The sequence below is a fragment of the Leifsonia sp. NPDC102414 genome, assembly GCF_044765685.1.
Taxonomy (GTDB): Bacteria; Actinomycetota; Actinomycetes; order Actinomycetales; family Microbacteriaceae; genus Leifsonia.
In genome coordinates, this window is record NZ_JBIWKN010000004.1 from 163,388 (window position 1) to 182,580 (window position 19,193).

Annotated in this window: 16 protein-coding genes; 13 read left to right on the forward strand and 3 right to left on the reverse strand. The window is 70.4% G+C overall.

Annotation, left to right across the window (positions count from 1 at the left end):
- Positions 1 to 341 precede the first annotated feature (341 nt).
- From ACIRCZ_RS16155 to ACIRCZ_RS16170, 4 genes are all read left to right on the forward strand, one after another.
- Positions 342 to 6,659 (forward strand): DUF5979 domain-containing protein, encoded by a 6,318-nt coding sequence (locus ACIRCZ_RS16155; protein ID WP_402854806.1) that lies wholly within the window; start codon positions 342 to 344, stop codon positions 6,657 to 6,659.
- Between the two features lie 78 nt (positions 6,660 to 6,737).
- A complete protein-coding gene (locus ACIRCZ_RS16160; RefSeq protein WP_402854808.1) occupies positions 6,738 to 7,931 on the forward strand; it encodes a PQQ-dependent sugar dehydrogenase in 1,194 nt (397 codons plus the stop codon).
- 172 nt (positions 7,932 to 8,103) lie between these two features.
- The gene (locus ACIRCZ_RS16165; protein ID WP_235500459.1) at positions 8,104 to 8,601 is read left to right on the forward strand and encodes a hypothetical protein; all 498 of its coding nucleotides are present in this window, start codon (positions 8,104 to 8,106) and stop codon (positions 8,599 to 8,601) included.
- A gap of 109 nt (positions 8,602 to 8,710) precedes the next feature.
- Positions 8,711 to 9,217 (forward strand): SprT-like domain-containing protein, encoded by a 507-nt coding sequence (locus ACIRCZ_RS16170; protein WP_402854810.1) that lies wholly within the window; start codon positions 8,711 to 8,713, stop codon positions 9,215 to 9,217.
- A gap of 22 nt (positions 9,218 to 9,239) precedes the next feature.
- Here ACIRCZ_RS16170 and ACIRCZ_RS16175 read toward each other — a convergent pair whose 3' ends face one another.
- Positions 9,240 to 9,851, reverse strand: coding sequence for a GNAT family N-acetyltransferase (locus ACIRCZ_RS16175; RefSeq protein ID WP_402854812.1), 612 nt, complete (start codon positions 9,849 to 9,851; stop codon positions 9,240 to 9,242).
- Positions 9,852 to 9,898: 47 nt separating this feature from the next.
- Here ACIRCZ_RS16175 and ACIRCZ_RS16180 point away from each other — a divergent pair, with 47 nt between their 5' ends.
- Positions 9,899 to 10,519: a CGNR zinc finger domain-containing protein gene (locus tag ACIRCZ_RS16180; RefSeq protein WP_402854814.1), complete on the forward strand. Its 621-nt coding sequence runs from the start codon at positions 9,899 to 9,901 to the stop codon at positions 10,517 to 10,519.
- Positions 10,520 to 10,627: 108 nt separating this feature from the next.
- On the opposite strand, the gene ACIRCZ_RS16185 is transcribed toward ACIRCZ_RS16180, so the two are convergent.
- Entirely contained in the window at positions 10,628 to 11,752 is a 1,125-nt protein-coding gene (locus ACIRCZ_RS16185) for a hypothetical protein (protein WP_402854816.1), read from the reverse strand.
- A gap of 67 nt (positions 11,753 to 11,819) precedes the next feature.
- On the opposite strand from ACIRCZ_RS16185, the gene ACIRCZ_RS16190 reads away from it, so the two are divergent.
- The 4 genes from ACIRCZ_RS16190 to ACIRCZ_RS16205 are packed head-to-tail and all read left to right on the forward strand — an operon-like array spanning position 11,820 to position 14,573.
- Positions 11,820 to 12,266: a MarR family winged helix-turn-helix transcriptional regulator gene (locus tag ACIRCZ_RS16190; RefSeq protein ID WP_402854818.1), complete on the forward strand. Its 447-nt coding sequence runs from the start codon at positions 11,820 to 11,822 to the stop codon at positions 12,264 to 12,266.
- Positions 12,267 to 12,298: 32 nt separating this feature from the next.
- Entirely contained in the window at positions 12,299 to 13,060 is a 762-nt protein-coding gene (locus ACIRCZ_RS16195; protein ID WP_402854820.1) for a LamB/YcsF family protein, read from the forward strand.
- Entirely contained in the window at positions 13,057 to 13,674 is a 618-nt protein-coding gene (gene pxpB / locus ACIRCZ_RS16200) for a 5-oxoprolinase subunit PxpB (protein ID WP_055896318.1), read from the forward strand. Before ACIRCZ_RS16195 ends, pxpB begins: the two co-directional genes overlap by 4 nt.
- Positions 13,671 to 14,573, forward strand: coding sequence for a biotin-dependent carboxyltransferase family protein (locus tag ACIRCZ_RS16205; RefSeq protein WP_402854823.1), 903 nt, complete (start codon positions 13,671 to 13,673; stop codon positions 14,571 to 14,573). Before pxpB ends, ACIRCZ_RS16205 begins: the two co-directional genes overlap by 4 nt.
- 82 nt (positions 14,574 to 14,655) lie before the next feature.
- Here the strand turns inward: ACIRCZ_RS16205 and ACIRCZ_RS16210 are convergent, their stop codons facing one another.
- Positions 14,656 to 15,522 (reverse strand): spermidine synthase, encoded by an 867-nt coding sequence (locus ACIRCZ_RS16210; RefSeq protein WP_402854825.1) that lies wholly within the window; start codon positions 15,520 to 15,522, stop codon positions 14,656 to 14,658.
- Between the two features lie 154 nt (positions 15,523 to 15,676).
- Between ACIRCZ_RS16210 and ACIRCZ_RS16215 the strand changes: the two genes are divergently transcribed.
- The 4 genes from ACIRCZ_RS16215 to ACIRCZ_RS16230 are packed head-to-tail and all read left to right on the forward strand — an operon-like array spanning position 15,677 to position 19,131.
- Positions 15,677 to 16,195, forward strand: a complete 519-nt coding sequence (locus ACIRCZ_RS16215; protein WP_402854827.1) for a hypothetical protein — start codon at positions 15,677 to 15,679, stop codon at positions 16,193 to 16,195.
- Between the two features lie 34 nt (positions 16,196 to 16,229).
- Positions 16,230 to 17,393 (forward strand): sensor histidine kinase, encoded by a 1,164-nt coding sequence (locus ACIRCZ_RS16220; protein ID WP_402854829.1) that lies wholly within the window; start codon positions 16,230 to 16,232, stop codon positions 17,391 to 17,393.
- Complete coding sequence (locus ACIRCZ_RS16225) at positions 17,390 to 18,055, forward strand: response regulator (protein WP_402854831.1); 666 nt, start codon at positions 17,390 to 17,392, stop codon at positions 18,053 to 18,055. Before ACIRCZ_RS16220 ends, ACIRCZ_RS16225 begins: the two co-directional genes overlap by 4 nt.
- A 47-nt stretch (positions 18,056 to 18,102) precedes the next feature.
- Entirely contained in the window at positions 18,103 to 19,131 is a 1,029-nt protein-coding gene (locus ACIRCZ_RS16230) for an aldehyde reductase (RefSeq protein WP_235500461.1), read from the forward strand.
- The last annotated feature ends 62 nt before the right edge of the window (positions 19,132 to 19,193 follow it).

A 19,193-nucleotide genomic window follows, 5' to 3' on the forward strand; every position in this document is an offset into this window, starting at 1 on the left:
ACACCACGACACCGCCGGGACACACGCCCCGGCGGTGTCCGCATTTAGGGGGACTGTACCCAGAAAGTGGGGTACAACGGTCCTTCCACTCCACGGCCTGAGTAGATATACATGAAGGGCGGAAGAAACTCCCGGAACCCGAACCGGGGGTCGCGCCGCCCGAGCTGACCCGAATCGGCTCGATCGCGCGTGCTTACCCGGCTTCCGCGGAACAGAGACCCGATTCTGTGATTCGTCGCGCCTTCCGTCATGCCCGAATTCCGTTCAGCAGCTCCACAGCAAAGCATCGAGACAGCAGCGCTCTCGCCTTCGGGCGACTGAAGCGCCTCGGTGCGGTCTCCGTGGCACTCGTCGTCGCCCTCGTCGGCGGCAGCGTGGTCGCGGGGCCGGCGTTCGCGGCGACCGCATCCCTCACCGTCGACAAGTCCGTCGACGGCAAGGCTGCGGTCGCCGTGACGAACGGGTCGGAGTTCACATACACGGTGATGGTCGGCTGCGACGACAACGACTGCGTCGACGCCAAGCTGGTGGATGCGCTCCCCGCCCAGTTCGCCGGGTTCAGCATCCTGGAGACCAGCGTCTCCCCGAGCTCGAAGCCGTTCACCAAGACGCTCACCGGGTGCACGAACACCGTCACCTCGTCGTGCGTCCTCACCGTGCTCTTCACCGACACGGTCGCCGGCGGCGTCGGGATCCCGGCAGGCGGCACGTACCGCGTGACGGTGACCATGAAGGCGCCGCAGAACCTCGCGCCCGACTGGGCGTACAACGGCGTCGCGGTCACGAACACCGCACTCGGCACGTCCTCGACAGCACCGGATGCGCGTGGCTCCGCCGACGTGACCGTGAACATCCCGGTCTCCGTGGACGAGAAGGTCGGGAAGACCTGGGCCCCTGCGAACCAGCAGTTCGCGCCTGGCGCGACCTCGACCATCACCCTGACCAGCCAGAACACCTCGAACGTTCCGGCCGAGAAGCTCGCCGTGCAGGACCCGACCACCGCCCAGGACGGTGCAACGGGCCTCGACACGTCCAACCCGTTCGCGATCGTCGACTTCGCCGGCTTCGGCGCTGTGAGTCTTCCGGCGGGCGCCGACCTGGTCCAGGTCGACGCATACGTGTACGACAGCGGCTCCAACGCCTGGAAGTGGCAGACCGGCCCTCCGACCTCCGCCGCCGACATCCAGCTTCCCGCCGGCATCGCCCAGGCAGACGTGGCCGGCCTCCGGTTCAGCTACGCCAGCAGCACCGGCGCCACGATCGCCGCGAACGGCGCACCAGGCAGCGTCGGCATCGCCGTCGCCCAGCGCGCAGACAACCGCATCACCTCCGCATCCCTGGTGGGTGGTGCGACCGTCACCAACAGGGTCACAGGCACCGTCACCGTTCCCGGCAAGCCGGAAGTCTCAAAGACTGCGCAGGCACCGTTCACCACCGGCGGCCTGAACGTCGTCGTCAGCGCTGGGAAGACCATCGCGCCCAGCCGCATCCCCGCCGGCACCACAGCCACCGCCTCGATCACGGGCAAGAACGACTCGAACGGCCCGCTCACCTCGCTGACCCTCGGCGACCGCGACTTCTTCACCGCCTCGCTCGGCTTCGGCGGCTTCGCGGCGCCGCTGTCGTACCCGTCCGGTGCGACGGGCGCATCCGTCGTCTGGTTCTACTCCGACGGCAGCAGCGCCGCGGTTCCGTTCCTCGACGGCGCGACACCCGTTCCTCCCGCCGCTCCCAGCGGAGCCCACCTCACCGGCCTCGATCTGACGTACACCGGTTCCGTCGCGGTCGGCGCCATCGCAAGCGCGCAGTTCCTGATCGCCCCCGCCGCCGACTACGTCGCCGAGAGCGACAGCCCCGCGGACGTGACGAACACTGTGAAGGTCACCGGCACGAACCCGGCGGGAACAGCGAGCAAGACAGCGACGGCGCCCCTCAAGATCTTCTACCCGGAGATCTCGCTGAAGCTGGCGAAGTCGATCTCGCCGTCCGGCGCCGTGTCCCCTGGCTCGACCGTCGTGGCTAAGCTCCCGGCGACCACGTCCACGGACTCCGCATACGTGCGGCCGAACACCATCGTGGTCGAGGACGCCTGGCGTCAGGGAACGGCCAACGACTTCTACAACGCGTTCAATCCGATCGCGATCGCTCCGACGCAGGTGCCGCTCGGCTCGACGATGACCGTCGAGTACTCGACGGACGGCGGCACGACATACACGGTCCTGACCGTGGTGGATGCGACGGCCGCCGCCCAGAACTACAGCGCCGCCCTTCCCGCCGGACTCGTCGGCAGCATCACCGGCCTGCGCTTCACCTTCGCCAACCCGGCCGGCTTCGCGCAGGGGACGACGGTGAGCCCGAACGTCACCGCCCAGGCGCGAGCCGACCTGCGCGACGGCACAGGCACGACGTCGGTCGCCGACGCCGCAGCAAGCACCTACCAGAACCAGGCGAAGTCGCACGCGTCCGGCGTCATCACCGGTGCGCCTCCCGTCGTGAGCGACGTGCTGACCGCAAACGCCAACGCCGCCATCAGGAGCACGAGCGGAACCGGCTCGCTCGGCACCGCCAAGAAGTGGACGAAGCAGGATCTCACCGGCGACCTGACAGAGCTGCCGTCGCAGTCCGGTCAGCGGGCAGGCACCGTGCTCTCCTGGGGTGTCACGGACACCGGGTACAGCTCTGTGACGATCTCCGACCCTGCGTCGAACGAGACCGACCCGTCGCAGACCGTGTTCCAGGCGTTCGACCTGGTGCGGATCGCGCCGGTCAGCTTCGCCTCCCAGCCCCTGCTGAAGTGGGATGCGGTCACCGAGGTCTGGCTGTACCACGACAACGCATGGAACCTGGTGGCTGCTCCCGGCGGCACCTGGATGAACGGCACCGGCTTCAAGGGATACGACCTGAGCCAGACCGAGTTGCGCGACACCACCGGCGTCCGCATCACCGTCGCCCCGAACGACGCAGCCCGCGCAGCGTCCACCGACCCGAGTGCTCCTCCGGTCGGCTCCGGCATCGCGACCGTCGCTTTCGGTCAGTCGCGCAGCTTCGGCCTGGTCTGGCAGCTCCGCAACCTGCAGCGCGACCCCGCCGACCTCGCCCACCCGTTCGCGACAGCGAACACGGAGTTCAACGACCCGACCGCAGGCACCGTCTGGAACCGCAGCTCGGCCTCCGGCGTGCACAACGGGACGCCGGTCGGCCCGGTGAACGCCGCGGACAACATCGCCCTGATCGACCAGCCGCCGCTGGTGGACGTCGCGAAGACGAGTGAGCACACGACGATGGTCGTTCCGAAGGCAGGCGACGTGGATGCGGGGGACTACCCGCGCAACGACTTCACCATCACGGCCACGAACGCCGCAGCAGCCCGCGCCTCGTACATCAGAGTGACGGACCCTTCGCCGTGCGACAGCGCATCCATGGGCGACTGCCTCTCCGCTGCGAACGCCTGGGCGACCGACCCGTTCGCGGGTGCGAGCTACAGCGCGGCCAGCCCGTTCGAGCGGCTGAATCTGACGAAGATCGCGTTCGCCATCCCGGCAGGTCAGGTCGACCCTTCCGCATCGCGGGTGACGCTGTGGCACCGAGCGGCAGACGGCACGCTCAGCACCACGTCGATCCCGATGATCCAGGCCGTGGTGCTGCAGGCAGCCGACCTCGTGGATGTGGTCGGCGTCAGCGTCGTCTACCAGGGCACGGACCCCGCGGCGGACGGCGGGTCGATCGCCGGCGGTCAGAAGCTCTCGATGATCCTGAGCACGCAGGTGCGGGTGACTCAGCGCAGCGTCCCCTCAGCGGAGGTGAAGGCGTTCCGTGTCGACAACTACGCCTTCGCGCAGGGCTACGACCCCGTGCTCTACCCGACCGGCCAGGGCTCGCAGCCGAGCGACAGCGACAACGCCGGCCTGACGCTCACGACCGCCACGCTCGACGTCCAGGCGTCGAAGAGCTTCTCGACGCCGTCCGTGCTGGAGAAGGACAGGCACGCACCCGTCGCCGTCACGCTCACCGCGAACCAGGGTCAGGCGACCGCCGCAACGCACCAGCTCACCATCGCGGATGTCGATCAGGCGTTCTGGAACGAGTTCGCGCTCACCGGCCTTGCCGCAGGCGACGTCGCGCTGCCGGCAGGGGCCGATCAGGTACGGGTGGATGTGCAGACGGGAGGGACAGCCACCTGGATCACCGGCACGACCGCCGCGACGGCCTCGCTGCCGACGACCGCCGTCGACCAGATCACAGGCATCCGGTTCGTGTTCAGCCGGGCGGACGGCGGACTGTTCAGCCGCAGCACGATCCCGGCGAACTTCACCGCAAGCGCCGTCCTGCACGTGCAACTGCGGGATGCGGCACGCGACGGTTCCGCGATCGTCTTCCCGAGCACGGTGGCGGACACCGTGACGGCTCTGACGCACCGCACGGACAACCCCGCCGTGTACGCGGACAGGACGGACGACGCCTCCGCGAGCATCGCCCTGCTGACCGGAACGCACAACCTCGACGTCTCGAAGACGCCGGAGAATGGCGTGCACACGGTGAGCGTCAGCGACCCGAACGTCTGGACGCTGACCTTCGCCAACACCGGCACAGGCTTCGTCGACGTCACGAAGCTCGTCGACACCCTGCCGAGCTCGCTCGTCTGGGACGGCGAGGCTCCGACGTACGCGACGACGCCGGGCGGAACGCTCTCCGTCACCCCGGCGGCCGCCATCGACCCCGCGACGGGAGAGCTCATCCTCACCTGGCCTGCCGGTGGTGCGCGGATGTCTCCTGGCGAGCGGTTCACCGTGCAGCTGAACCTCATGCTGCAGCCGGGACTCACCGGCTCGCAGCAGGCGGTCAACCAGTTCTCCGTCAGCACGGCGCAGACCCTGGATGCGTGCACGAACACCTCGGGCAACGGCCAGGGAGTGCTCTCCGGCCTCGCGGCCGACGCCTGCGGCACGAGCAACTACGTACAGCCGATCTCCGGCCCGTCGCTCTACACGAGCAAGGGCGTGAAGGGTGACGTGGTCGACGGCATCGTCACGGGCGCGGTCAACGTGACCAACTCCGGCGCCACCTGCACCCCGGATGCGGACGGATACTACGTGTCCCCGTGTGCGGCGAACACCGTGGTCGGCGGAACGGACCAGTGGCGGCTGCGCGCGATCAACAGCGGCACGGTGACGTACGACGCGCTCGTGTTCGTCGAACCGCTCCCGACGCCCGGCGACCGGATGCTCGCCACCGGCTCCAGCCGCGGCTCCACCTACCGCCCGGTCTTCGACCCCGCATACGGACTCGTCGCCGACGCGCCGGTCGGCACGATCACCACCTGGGAGGTCACGACCGCGCCGGACGTCTGCGTCGGCGCTGGGGCGACGGCCTGGCCGAGCGACCCGACCTGTTCTGCGAACCCCGTCGCGTCCGAGTGGACGCCGTCCACCGCGTACACCGGCGACTGGTCGGCCGTGACCGGCATCCGCGTGACGCTCGACTTCACCACGACGGCGGCAGGCACGCTGGCGCCCGGCGCCACCGTCGGCGCGACGTACCGCACGATCAACCGCCCGGCGACGGCCGCGGCTCCGGATGGGGCTCCCGTCTCGATCGCGTCCGGCGCTTCGTACGCGTGGAACCAGTTCGGTGCGACGGCAGCGCTGACCGGCGGAGGGACGGTGCGCCGTGCTCCCGTGAAGGCCGGCGTGACGATCGTCACCGGTCCGCTGCAGGTCGACAAGGTCGTCACAGGGTCGGCGGCAGCCGCAGCACCGGCCGAGTTCCTGGCCGACGTGGTCTGCACGGTCGCCGGGGCGCCCGTCGATCTCGGAGCCGCCGCTCAGCTCTCGCTCGCGACCGCGACCGGGCTCACCGCCCGCATCGACGGCATCCCGCTCGGCGCAGACTGCACGGTAGCCGAGCACGGAGCACCGGGTAGCTACGGCGAGGCCGATCGCTCGATCTCGGCGGGCACGATCCACATCCTGTCCACCGAGCAGGCAGGCGCTGTCCCCGCCGATCAGACGACGACGATCACGAACACCTACGAGTTCGGGGCGCTGTCGATCGGCAAGACGGCCAGGGCCCTGAGCGTCATGGAGAAGGACGCGGTCGAGTACACGATCACCGTCGCCAACCAGGGCGCGCTCGACGCGACGGCGTTCACCGTCACGGACACGCTGCCGACCGGATCGACCTTCGTCTCGGCCGACCAGGGCGGCACGGAGAGCAACGGTGTGGTGAGCTGGCCGATCGCGCTGCTGAAGCAGGGCGCATCCGTCGACCTGCACGTCACGCTCACCTTCGCGAAGGCGGGAACGTACGCCAACATCGCCACCGTCAGCACGCCGCCTGTCGGACCGTGGAAGCCGCCGACGACGGATGGAACGTGCACGGGCAAGCCGGACGCCGCCTGCTCGCAGGTCGTCGTGAACAAGCCTGTCGACCCGTCGGGACCCGGCGAGCCTGGCGGCCCAGGCACGACGCCGACGCCGAAGCCGACTCCCGACCCGACGTTCACCACCGCCCCTGCGCCCGGCCCTGGCGCGACCTCGGCGGCAGGCGGCCTGGCCGCGACAGGCTCGGCAGGCGACTACCTCCTCGTCGCCGCCTGGGGAGCGCTGCTGATGCTGATCGGCGCGGCCTTCGTCGCCCGCCGCAGGCGCGCCAGGGCGTAGCGCACAGCCTGAACGGCCGCTCGGACCGTGGGGTTACCATGACCCCACGGTCCGCGCAGTCGAGAGGGAGGCAGCGCCATGAACCGAGCCGCAGGTGTCCGGTCGCTCCGGCGGAGGGCGGTGCTCGCCGCCGTTGTCGTCGCCGTCGCTGGTGCGCTCGTCGCGTGCACGGCGCCGGCGCCCGTGCCGCAGCCGACCGCGACCAGGACCCCGACTCCTCGGCCGTCGCCCACCACGAGCATCCCGGCCATCCCTGCGATCCCGTGGCAGCCGTCCGGGCAGACGACCGTGCTCGAGACCGGCCTGAACGCGCCGTGGTCGGTCGTGCCGCTCGCCAGCGGCTCCGCGCTCATCAGCGAGCGCGACAGCGGCACCGTGCTCGAACGGCTGCCGCAGGGCGGGATGCGCACCGTCGGCACCGTGCCGGGCGTCGTCCACTCCGGTGAGGGCGGCCTGCTCGGCCTGGCCGTGCAGAAGGAGTCCGCGCCGCGGTATCTCTACGCATATGAGACGACCTCCGATGACAACCGCGTCGTGCGGATGCCGCTGACCGGCGTGCCAGGCAGCTACGCGATCGGCGCGCCGGAGAACCTCGTCACGGGCATCCCGAAGGCGTCCAACCACGACGGTGGACGCCTCGCCTTCGGGCCGGACGGGATGCTCTACATCACCGCAGGCGACGCCTCCGACCCGGCGAACGCGCAGAACGTCGCGTCGCTGGGTGGCAAGATCCTGCGCGTCACGCCGGACGGCGGCGTCCCAGGCGACAACCCGTTCCCCGGCTCGCCCGTCTGGTCGTACGGGCACCGCAACCCGCAGGGCATCGGCTGGGATTCGCACGGCACGATGTGGGCGAGCGAGTTCGGTCAGAACACCTGGGATGAGCTCAACATCATCACGCCGGGCGCGAACTACGGCTGGCCGAACGTCGAGGGCATCGGCGGAGAACCGAAATACACCGACCCCGTCTACCAGTGGCCGACCGACCAGGCGAGCCCGAGCGGGCTGGCCATCGTCGGCGACACGATCTTCATGGCGGGGCTCGGCGGCCAGCGGCTCTGGACGATCTGGTCGACCGCCGGTCGCGCGCCTGTGACCGTCGAACCGTTCTTCGACGGCGACTTCGGACGGCTGCGGGATGCTGTCGCGCACGGCGACACGCTGTGGCTGCTCACGAACAACACCGACGGCAGAGGCGACCCCCGCTCCGGCGACGACAAGCTGATCCAGGTCGCTCTGACCCCTGCCCAATCCGTCAAGCACCCCGGCTGATCGACGTGTCGCGTTAGTCTGGGATGGTTACACGACCTGGAGCAGAACCCTGAGCATCATCCTCGGCTACGACCCGACCACCCTGCGCGAGCGCGTCGACCTGCGTGCGGCCGGCCTGAGGCTCGACGAACTCGGCGGCCTGCGCAGTCTCAGCGCGCTCAACGAGAAGACCGTGCTGCTGCGTCTGCTCGGCCGGCTGGACGAGGCGATGCAGGTCGGCAACGAGGCGGTGCGCCAGGCGCGGTTCACCGGCGACAGGGAGCAGCTGCTCGGAGCGCGCGTCCGCAGGGCGCAGGTCCTGCAGTTCCAGGGCAAGCTCGACGAGGCGATCACCGAGCTCACCGGATGCGTCGACGAGGCGCACGCGCACGAGTGGACGGCGCTCGAGGCGTTCGCCACCCAGAACCGCGGCAAGGCGTACTTCGACGCTGAGGACTACGACAACGCGCTCGCCGATGTGACGGCAGCGGTCTTCCTCCGGGAGAAGCTGGGGGCGTCGCCGAGCGACATCGAGAGCTCGCTGATCGCCGTCGCGGTGGTCAAGTCGTTCGCCGACGCACACCGCGGCGAGAAGGACGAAGCGGCAGCTGCGGCTTCGGAGCGGCGCGGCCCGGACGCCGCGAACCGCGCGCCGGAGCCGCAGGAGACCTCGCACGACGACGCGCGCTGAGCACGGCTCCGTGTGCTCTCCCTGCCCTGGAAGGGCGGCGCGAAACGCGCGTAGGATTCTGGCATGAGTTGTCCGGCCGTCGAGCGCATCCACCCGGTGGTGGGCACTGATGGCTGATCTGGAACGCGTCAGGCGCTGGGCGAACGCTCTGATCGCCCTCCATCTCGACCCGTCCGTGTGGACGTTCGACTTCGACAATGCGAAAACGCGTGCTGGCCTCTGCAACTACACGGCGAAGCGCATCACGGTCTCCCGCTACCTGGCCGCCCGCTACGACGACGACGAGATCCACCAGATCCTGCTGCACGAGGTCGCTCACGCGCTCGCCGGCTCCCGCGCCGGGCACGGCCCTCGCTGGCGCTCGACCGCCATCGACCTCGGCTACGAAGGCAAGCGGCTGCACGGAGGAGCGATCGCGGACGACCTCGCGCCCTGGGTCGGCACCTGCCCGCGCGGCCACACGCACTACCGCTACCGCAAACCAGCGCGGGCGCTCGCCTGCGGCGCGTGCTCTCGCCGTTTCGACGCGGCGAACCTCATCTCCTGGCAGCACCGCGAGGTCTCGGCGGCGCAGCGCCGCATGGCGGCGTCAGCGGCGAGCGAGCAGGGGCACTGACGCACTGGGGTGCTGAGGGCGCCTAGGCGTCTGCCGCGGCGAGTCGCGCATCCAGACCGGCCCGCACCTCCGGCCACTCCTCGCGCAGGATCGAGAACACCGCGGTGTCTCGCCAGGTTCCGTCTGCGCGCCGCTGCATGTGGCGGAGGACGCCCTCCGGCTTCGCGCCGAGGCGTTCGATGGCCGCGCGCGAACGGGCGTTGAGCACGTCGGCCTGCAGCTTGATGCGCTCGAAGCCGTTGTCGAACGCGGTTCCGAGCAGCAGGCGCTTGGTCTCCGCGTTGACGCTGGTGCCCCAGACTTCCGGTGCGTACGCCGTCCAGCCGATGTGGGCGGATTCGTTCACGAGGTCGAAGTCGCCGAGCGTGGTCGTGCCGACGATGCGGTCGCCGTCGTTGCGCAGGCAGACCGCCGTCACGTTGCCTGTGCCCCACTGCAGGTACTTCACGATGAACTCGTGCCATTCCTCGTAGGTGTCGCGGTATGCGGCCGGGCCGCCTCCCCAGCCGCCTGCGAAGACCTCCGGATGCCCGATGGCGTCGAACAGGTCGGGCAGGTCTTCGCGACTGAGCGCCCGCAGGCGCACGACGCTGCCGTCGATGATGTGGGTCGGATCCGGGCGTGTGGCGGCCATCCGCTCAGTATCCCATCCGGCACCGCGTAACCGACTATATTGGTTACATGGCGATCGCTGCGATACTCCCCAACGGCACCGGACAGTGGATGGATTCGGCCGATGGCCAGCACTTCTGGTTCGACTCCGGCGCGTTGGCGCTCGACTTCTCCTACACCGGAGGACTCGACCAGGACGGCGGCGAATGGCAGACAGTCCATGATGCCAAAGAACTGAACGACTGGCTGACCGCCCGCTTCCCCGAGGTCGCTCCGACCGCAGGCGACCGCGAGTTCCGGGATGCGGCGGACCTCGGCTCCGCGATCGGCCGCCTGGCCAGGCAGCAGAGCATCGGCGAGACGCTTCGCCCTGAGGATGTCGACGTCGTCAACCTGTTCGCCGCGACCCCGGACATCCCGCCCGTGCTGGCCGGCGGCGGCCGTCAGGCCGGGCGCACCAACGCCCGCCCGCATCAGGCGCTCGCCACAGTGGCCAGGGATGCGGTCCGCCTGTTCTCCGCGGAGGCCGACGGTCGCATCCGCGAGTGCTCCGCCGACGACTGCGACCTCGTCTACCTCGACACGTCCCGCTCCGGCAATCGCCGCTGGTGCTCGATGCAGCGCTGCGGCAACCGCGCCAAGGTCCGCGCCCACCGCGCCCGCGCCGCCGCTGCTGCCCCCACCCCCTGACCCCCGCCCGGCCCCAAGCAATCGAGCCCGGACTTGTTCCGTCGACACCTCGGCGTGTCGCCTGAACAAGTCCGGGCTCGATGGTTGCGGGGTCAGGGGGGGCAGAGGTCAGGCGGCGATGACCGACTCCTCTTCGGCGGCGGTGACGAGGCGCTGCTCGTCGGCGAGGCGCCGCTTCCGCGCGCTGAGCAGGTGGGTCACGCCGATCAGCGCCATCCCCGCCGTCGCCCAGAGCGCGAGCCGGAGACCGTCGAAGCCGAACGCCTGGCCGGGGAAGTAGGTCAGGGCCCTGGCCGCATCCAGCCAGGCCGCCCCGTTCCAGAAGGTGTTGAGCCCTGCGAACAGCGCGGGAGACAGCGACGCGGCGAAGATCCCGCCGGAGCTGGTGAAGTTGAGCATCACGAACAGCATCGTGAGCGCGGGCGTCGTCCACTTTCCGAGCACCGGATGCAGTCCGATGCCGATCGTCACGATGCTGAACACATACAGGGCGCCGAGCAGCCAGATGCTCCACTCGTTCCCGGAGAGCACGCCGTAGACCGGGCCTGCGACCACGACGCCGATCCCGGCGACCACGAGGGCGACGCCCGCGGCGATCCCGATGCGCCAGCCCATCCCGAGCTTGGCGGTGACGGCGGCGACCGCGATGGCGCTGGCGTACGAGCCGACGCTGAGGGCCACGAGCAGGAAGAACAGGCCCTGGCCCGTGCCGTCCTTGACCGCGGCTGGTCGCACGTCGTCGATGGTGACGGGCAGGTGCTGCTGGTAGGCGATGGGGAGGAACAGCTTGGTCGCCGCTTCTGCCGTGGTCGCCGAGCTCGCCGTCGAGACGATGATCGTGGCGTGGGTGGCGTCCGTCTCGTACGCGGCAGCGAGCTCCTGGCTCTTCACCTTCGCGCGTGCGGTCGAGGCGTCGGCGACGGTGGTCACATCGAGTTCTTTCGCCGCCTTGTCGTTGAGGGTCTGCGCGAACACGTCCGCCGCAGGCCCCGTGCCGACGATGGCGACAGGCAGGTCGTGCGGCTCCGGCTGGTGGAAGGCGCCGAGATACGCCAGCGCCATGCCTGCGGCCAGGAACAGCGGAATGAGCAGGTGCGATCCGAGGGCCTTCCAGAACGAGGCAGGCGGCCAGATCGACCGTCGCTGGTGGACGGGCATGGGAGCGATGCGGTGCGTGGACATACCGGTGCTGTCTCGTTTCTGCTGGGGGAGGGAGAAGAGCGGGAGATACATAGTTGCACTATGCAACATCCATTGTTGCACAATCAGCGTTGCATAATGCAACAGATATCCTGGAGCTGTGACCACGCATCCAGAGCAGCAGCCCGACCGGGACGACATCATCGCCAGCATCGGGGCCCAGCTGACCACCGTCGCCCGCCGCGGCACGGCGAGGGTTCGCCGCGAGAACGAGGCACTCTCCTTCGTCGACCAGTCGCTCCTCAACTACATCGGCGCCAACCCCGGCTGCCGCGCCGTCGACATCGCCGCGCACTTCCAGCTCAACCGCTCCACCGTCTCCCGTCAGCTCGCCGCGCTCGCCGAGTTCGGCCTGGTCGTCTCCGCCGAACCGGATGCGTCGCGCGGCCTGGCGCTCCGCCTCACGGATGCGGGCACAGCCGCCCTGCGCGACGCCGCGAGCACGGTTCAGGCGGCCCTCACCACGCGCCTGTCCGGCTGGACGGCCGACGAACTACGCGCCTTCGCAGGCATGCTCTCGCGCTACAACGACGACCAGGAGGCGTGACGCGCGACGCGACCAGCCGACACAATGGAGGGGTGGAACGTTCGATCGACCTCAACAGCGACCTCGGCGAGTCGTTCGGCGCGTGGACCCTGGGCGACGACGCGGCGATGCTCCGCCTGGTGTCGAGCGCGAACGTGGCGTGCGGCTTCCACGCCGGCGACGCATCCACGATGCTCGCCACCTGCAGGCTCGCCGCGGAGAACGGCGTCGCGATCGGCGCGCACGTCTCATACCGCGACCTCGCCGGTTTCGGCCGCCGCAGCATGGATGTGCCTCCTGAGACCCTGCACGACGAGGTGCTCTACCAGCTGGCCGCGCTGAGCGGCATCGCGCGGGTGGCGGGTACGCGCGTCTCGTACGTCAAGCCGCACGGCGCCCTTTACAACCGCATCGTCACCGACCGCGAGCAGGCGGGGGCAGTAGCGAGCGCCGTCGCGGCCTTCGACCGTGGGCTTCCTCTGCTCGGCCTCGCCGGCTCCGCCATCGCGGACGCGGCAGAGGATGCCGGCCTCCGCTTCGTCAACGAGGCGTTCGTCGATCGTGGATACCGCGCGGACGGCACTCTGGTGCCGCGCACCGAGCCAGGCGCCGTCCTGTCCGGAGACGTCGCCATCGCCGAACGCGCCCTGCGCCTCGCGCTCGACGGCCGCGTCGTCGCGGCGGACGGCACGGACATCGCCGTGCGGGTCGACTCGCTGTGCGTGCACGGCGACACCCCGGGAGCCGTCGCCATGGCCGCCGCCGTCCGGGCCGCGCTCACCGACGCCGGCGTGCGCGTCGAGGCGTGGCGATGACCGTCAGCGTCCTCCAGAACGGAGACCGCGGCCTCCTGGCCGAACTCGACGACCTGGATGCGGTGCTCGCCCTCTACCGCGCGCTCGAACGCACCCGTCCGGCCGGCGTTATCGACCTGGTGCCAGCAGCCCGCACCATCGGCGTCACCGTCGACCCTTCCGTGCTCCCGCTGAGCGTCGCCACGAACTGGCTCGCGCACACCGTCCCTGAGCCGCCGCACGCCGCGGACGCACGCGTCGTCGAGGTTCCCGTCCGCTACGACGGCGACGACCTGGCCGAGGTGGCTGCGCTGCTCGGGATGCGGCCGGCCGACGTGGTCGCGCTGCACACCGCATCTCCCTGGCTGGTGGCGTTCTGCGGGTTCGCGCCGGGGTTCGGTTACCTGGTCACCGACCACGAGCGTCTGGTGGTGCCACGCCGCGCGACCCCGCGAACGGCGGTCCCCGCCGGGGCGGTCGGACTCGCGGGAGAGTTCAGTGGGGTGTACCCGCGGTCGAGTCCTGGCGGCTGGCAGCTGATCGGCACGACGGACGCCACCATCTGGGACGCCTCGGCCGAGACGCCGGCGCTGCTATCGCCCGGCACGGCGGTGCGGTTCGTGGAGGCGTCGTGAGCATCGTGGTCGTGGAGCCCGGCCCGCTTGCCGTGGTCCAGGACGGCGGACGGCCGGGCCTCGCCCACCTCGGCGTCAGCCCGTCCGGCGCGCTCGACAGGGCGGCGCTCGCGCTCGGCAATCGCCTGGTCGGCAACGACGGCGGATGCGCGGGGCTCGAGCTCCTCTTCGGCGGCTTCACCGCGCGGTTCGCCGCGCCTGCCTGGTTCGCCGTGACCGGCGCAGCAGGCCAGATCGTGCTCGACGGCCGACCGGTGGACCTGCACCTCGCGCAGCACGCGGAGGCCGGAGCCGTGCTCACCATCGCTGCTCCCGCTGCCGGAGCGCGCAGCTATCTCGCCGTGCGCGGCGGCATCGCCGCTGGGCAGGTACTCGGTTCGCGGTCGTCCGATCTGCTGTCCGGCATCGGACCTGCGCCGCTGCGGGCGGGCGACGTGCTCGCGGTGGGCGAGCATCCCCTGGCCGAGGTGCCACTGCTCGACTTCGTGCCGGTGGCCGAGCCCTCCGCCGGCGTGGTGGAGGTGCGCGCACATCCTGGGCCACGGGCCGACTGGTTCACCTCGGCCGCCCTGGAGGCGTTCTACGCGGTGGAGTGGCGGCTGAGCGCGTCGAGCAACAGGGTCGGCGCGCGACTCGACCCTCCGCGCACGCCCGCGCACGCCGCGGGGGTGGAACAGCATCCCGTGCCGTTGCTGGAGCGGGCGATCACCACCGAGCTGCCGAGCGAGCCGATGGTCGCGGGTTCCGTGCAGGTGTCACCGGACGGCAGGCCGACCGTGCTGCTCGCCGACCATCCCGTGACAGGCGGCTACCCCGTGATCGCGGTGGTCGCCACCGCCTCCCTCGACGCCTTCGCCCAGCTCCGCCCCGGCCAGCTCGTCACCTTCCGCCACGCCTGACCCGCGCGCGCAGCCATCGAGCCCGGAGTTGTTCAGGCGACACGCCGGGCCGCGGTGTGAACAGCTTCGGACTCGACGGCTGTCAATCGCGGCGGGTGCCGGTCTGGAAGATGCTGCGGGCGGGCGGCGGGGAGGGGACGCTGGTGGCGTCCGTGACGATCGGAGCTTTGCCTGCGAAGGTCTTCAGCTCGGCGCCCGCGACCGCTTTGGCAGGGTGCGGGCCGCTCGCGAGCAGCCGGGGAAGCCAGTCGAGCGGAAGGGAGGCGTTCGACCCGACCAGTACGACGTTGCCGAACCTGCGCCCCTTGAGCACCTGCGTCTCTGCCAGCGCTGCGACGTTCTCCACCACGGAACCGAGTGTCGCGATCTGGCTGCGCGCGAACGTCAGCGGAGGCCCGTCCGCCACGTTGACCAGCACGATCCCGTCCGGGGCGAGCAGCGACATCGCTGAGCGGTAGAACTCCACACTGGTGACGTGCGCCGGGGTGCGCGCGCCGCTGAAGATGTCGATGACCAGCAGGTCGACAGAGCCGCGCAGCCCGGCCGGCAGCTTCCCGACCACCTCGCGGGCGTCGCCGTGCCGGATGCGCACCTGCGCATAGCGGGGGAGCGGAAGGTTCTCCCGCACCAGGTCGACGAGGTTGCTCTCCAGCTCCACCACCTGCTGGCGGGAGCCCGGCCTGGTGTACGCGATGTACCGCGGCAGAGTCAGCGCGCCTGCGCCGAGGTGCACGGCCGTGATCGGCTGGCCCGGGTCGCCGATGAGGTCGATGACGTTCCCCATCCGCTGCACGTACTCGAAGAAGAGCTGCGACGGGTCGTCGAGGTTGACATGCGACTGTGGAGTGCCGTCCACCACGAGCTGGTACGAGCCAGGCACGAACCTGTCCGGCTCGATCGTCGCGAGATAGCCGCTCTCCTTGAGCACGACGGACGGGTTCTCTGGCACGGCATCCACCCTAGTCGCGCGGGATGAGGCTGCGATCTCCACCCGGATCTCCACCCGCATCCCCTCCCTGGGGCTATGCCGGATGCGCTCCCGTCCGGGCACGCTGGAACAGTGCCGGAACAATCCGGCGCCGCACGGACACGAAAGGCCGGCCATGACGCTCCAAACGCTCGGGAACGCTCTCCTCATCCTCGTCGCGATCGGCTGGATCGGCGTCAGGCAGATGAGCTGGCGCCCCGTCTCGATCGGCCGGATGTGGCGGATGCCGGCGATCTTCGGCATCGTCGGCCTCGTCATGATCGTGCAGACCACCAAGCCGACCGCGCTCACCGCTCTCGACCTCGGGGTCCTCGTCGTCGAGCTCGTGATCTCCCTCGGCATCGGGGCGTGGATGGGCGCCATCGCCCACTTCCGCCCGCTGCCGGAACCGATCGACATCGGCAAGGACCGCAGGGAGCTCGCGACGTACGAGTCCCGCACGGGGGCGTGGGGACTCGTGCTCTGGGTGCTCGTCATCGTCGTGCGCGTCGGCATCGACGTGCTGGCAGGCATGGCGGGGTCGCACCTCGCAGCATCCACGGGGGTCATCCTGCTCATGCTCGCCGCGAACCGTGCAGCCCGCACAGCGGTCTTCGCAACCAGGCTCGGCCGCCACGCGGCCGTGACCGTGTGATCCCCTGCCGGACGATTCGCAGCATGATGGGATCGTGAATCAGTCAGGACGACAGAGCCCGCTGGCTTTCGCGCTCAATCTCTTCGGCGCGCTCGCCATCGGGTTCTCCCTCGTCGTCTCGCACTCCGGTGAGCGGCCGGTCTGGGTGCTCGTGATCGCCCTGGTGTCTGTCGCAGCCTGGCTCGCTCGCGGCGCGCTCGCCCTCGCGGGGGTTCGCAGTCTCGAACCGACCCTCCTCGTCATCGCGGCGGTGACAGGCGGCATCGTCGCCGCCCCGTCGGACGGCCTCTCGGTCGTCCCTGCTGCCATCGCCGTCCTCGCCACGGTCGGAATGCTGCGCTTCCCCGTGCTCGCCGGTCTCAGGCTGGCGGCCGTCACGCTGGCGCTGGTCGCCGTCGGAGCGATCCCGTTCGGCACGGACGTCGCTGCCGTTCTCGCGATGATGGGCGGCGTCATCCTCGCCGTCTTCGCCGGACTCAGCAGACGGCAGTTCCGCCAGGCGGAGGAGCAGGCCGTGCTTCTGCAGCAGCGCGAGCTGGAGATGAGAGAGGAAGCGGCACGCATCGCCATCGCCCGCGACCTGCACGATGTGCTCGCGCACAGCCTGGGCGGTCTGGTCATCCAGCTCGACGCCGTCGAAGCGCTGCTCGAAGCGGGAGACAGCGCAGCGGCAGGCGCCAGGGTGACGGACGCGAGGGCGCTCGCCGCGAGCGGGCTCAGTGAGGCCAGGCGCGCGGTCGCGGCGCTTCGCGATCCGGACGGGAGCGGCGCATCCGGCTCTGTCTCGCCGTCCGCGTTCTCGGCGGCCGTCGACGATCTGCTCGCTGCGCACCGCTCACTCGGCGGCGTGGTCGACGTCACGCTGCACGGCGAACCGGTCACGCTCAGCGCCGGCCAGGCCGCCGCGCTGCAACGAGCACTGCAGGAATCCCTCAGCAACGCGCGCAAACACGCGCCCGGCGAACCCGTGCGCGCAGACCTCGCCTGGAACACTGGCAGTGTGCGCCTTACCGTCTCCAATCCGCTCTCCGACGAAGCAGCCGCCGCTCCTGGAACCTCCGCGCTCGCCGCCTCCGGTGGAGGCCACGGCCTGGAGGGGATGCGCGAGCGCTTCCACGCCCTCCCGCTCGGCGGGGCGGCGACCGCTGGTGTACTGGGCGACCGATTCACGGTGACAGCGGAGGCGAAGCTCTCATGACCGACCAGCACAGCATCCGCGTCGTCGTCGCCGACGACCAGGCGATCATCCGCGACGGCCTCGTCACCGTGCTCGGCCTCCTCCCCGACATCGAGGTGGTCGGGGAGGCGGAGGACGGGGAGCGGGCTGTCGCGCTCGCCGCAGCCGAGCATCCGGATGTGGTGCTGATGGATCTGCGGATGCCAGGGCTCGACGGGGTGGCCGCTACTGAGCGCATCGTCCGGGAGGTGCCAGGCACGGCGATCCTGGTGCTCACCACGTACGCGGACGACGAATCGATACTGAGCGCACTGCGCGCGGGAGCGCGCGGCTACCTCACCAAAGATGCGGGCCGCGCTGAACTCGCCGCCGCCGTGCGGGCGGTCGCCAGCGGACAGTCGACGTTCGCGCCCGAGGTCGGGGCGCTGCTGGTCAGCACCCTGACCGGCGGAACAGGCACTGGCTCTGCGCCGGCGCCGGCTTCGTCGCTCTCCGCCCGCTTCCCCACCCTCACGAAACGGGAAGTGGAGGTGCTCGCCCTCGTCGCGGACGGCCTCAGCAACGGCGAGATCGCGTCCGCCCTGTTCGTCAGCGTCGCCACCGTGAAGACGCACATCAACGCGATCTTCGCCAAGCTGGCCGTGCGCGACCGCGCCCAGGCCATCGCCATCGTCCGTTCCTAGATCGAGGAGCCTCGTCCGCTCCTTGATTGAGGAGGAGGATGAGCGGCATGACACAACGAGTGCTCGTCACCGGCGGTTCCGGCTTCGTCGGGGCGAACTGCGTTCTCCAGGCCCTGCAGGCCGGTTACGAGGTGCGGACCACTATCCGGACCCCCGCCCGCGCAGCCGACGTCCGCTCCCAGCTCGTCGCCGGCGGCTTGGAGGACGCGGGAGGGGACAGACTCACCTTCGCCGTCGCGGACCTCACCTCCGACGACGGCTGGGCGGAGGCGGTCGCCGGCTGCGCGTTCGTGCTGCACGTCGCGTCTCCGTTCCCCGCGACGCAGCCGAAGGACGAGAACGACCTCATCGTGCCCGCTCGCGACGGCGCACTCCGCGTCCTGCGCGCGGCTCGGGATGCGGGCGTGCAGCGGGTCGTGCTCACCTCCTCGTTCGCCGCCATCGGCTACGGCCACCCGCCGACCGACCGCCCGTTCACCGAGGACGACTGGACCGACCTCGACAGCGGCGTGCCGGTGAGCGCGTACGCGAAGTCCAAGACGCTCGCCGAGCGCGCGGCCTGGGCGTTCATCCAGGAAGAACAGGGCGGCGGGCTGGAACTCGCGACCGTGAACCCGGTCGGCATCCTCGGCCCCGTGCTCGGGCACGACTACTCCAGCTCCGTGCAGCTCATCAAGGCGGTGCGGGATGCACGCCTCCCTCGCCTGCCGAACGTCAGCTTCGGCATCGTGGACGTCCGCGACGTCGCTGCGCTGCACCTCCTGGCCATGACCAGGCCGGAGGCGGCTGGTCAGCGGTTCCTCGCGATCGCCGGCGACGTGATGAGCGCGCAGGAGGTGGCACTCCTCATCCGGGGGCATCTCGGAGAGGCCGGCGCCCGCATCACCACCAAGACGATGCCGGACGGGGTGCTGAAGGCGCTCGCGCCGTTCAGCCGTGCCGTGCGGGGGTCGCTTCCGGACCTCGGGGCCGTGCGCAGGGCGTCGGCGGCCAAGGCGGAACGGCTGCTCGGCTGGTCTCCGCGGTCGCGCGAGGAGGCGATTCTCGCGACCGTCGACTCGCTTCCGACGGGCTGAATCCGCGTCTTTCCGCGGAAATAACGGAGAGGCCCCGCGGGTTATACCGCAAGGATGCGCAT

What these genes read in the sequence shown, in the direction of transcription:
- ACIRCZ_RS16170 (WP_402854810.1), top strand. Translation starts at nt 8,711, where the DNA reads ATGGCTGATCTGGAACGCGTCAGGCGCTGGGCGAACGCTCTGATCGCC.
- ACIRCZ_RS16215 (WP_402854827.1), top strand. Translation starts at nt 15,677, where the DNA reads ATGACGCTCCAAACGCTCGGGAACGCTCTCCTCATCCTCGTCGCGATC.
- pxpB (WP_055896318.1), top strand. Translation starts at nt 13,057, where the DNA reads ATGACCGTCAGCGTCCTCCAGAACGGAGACCGCGGCCTCCTGGCCGAA.
- ACIRCZ_RS16185 (WP_402854816.1), bottom strand. Translation starts at nt 11,752, where the DNA reads ATGTATCTCCCGCTCTTCTCCCTCCCCCAGCAGAAACGAGACAGCACC.
- ACIRCZ_RS16175 (WP_402854812.1), bottom strand. Translation starts at nt 9,851, where the DNA reads ATGGCCGCCACACGCCCGGATCCGACCCACATCATCGACGGCAGCGTC.
- ACIRCZ_RS16180 (WP_402854814.1), top strand. Translation starts at nt 9,899, where the DNA reads ATGGCGATCGCTGCGATACTCCCCAACGGCACCGGACAGTGGATGGAT.
- ACIRCZ_RS16230 (WP_235500461.1), top strand. Translation starts at nt 18,103, where the DNA reads ATGACACAACGAGTGCTCGTCACCGGCGGTTCCGGCTTCGTCGGGGCG.
- ACIRCZ_RS16160 (WP_402854808.1), top strand. Translation starts at nt 6,738, where the DNA reads ATGAACCGAGCCGCAGGTGTCCGGTCGCTCCGGCGGAGGGCGGTGCTC.
- ACIRCZ_RS16225 (WP_402854831.1), top strand. Translation starts at nt 17,390, where the DNA reads ATGACCGACCAGCACAGCATCCGCGTCGTCGTCGCCGACGACCAGGCG.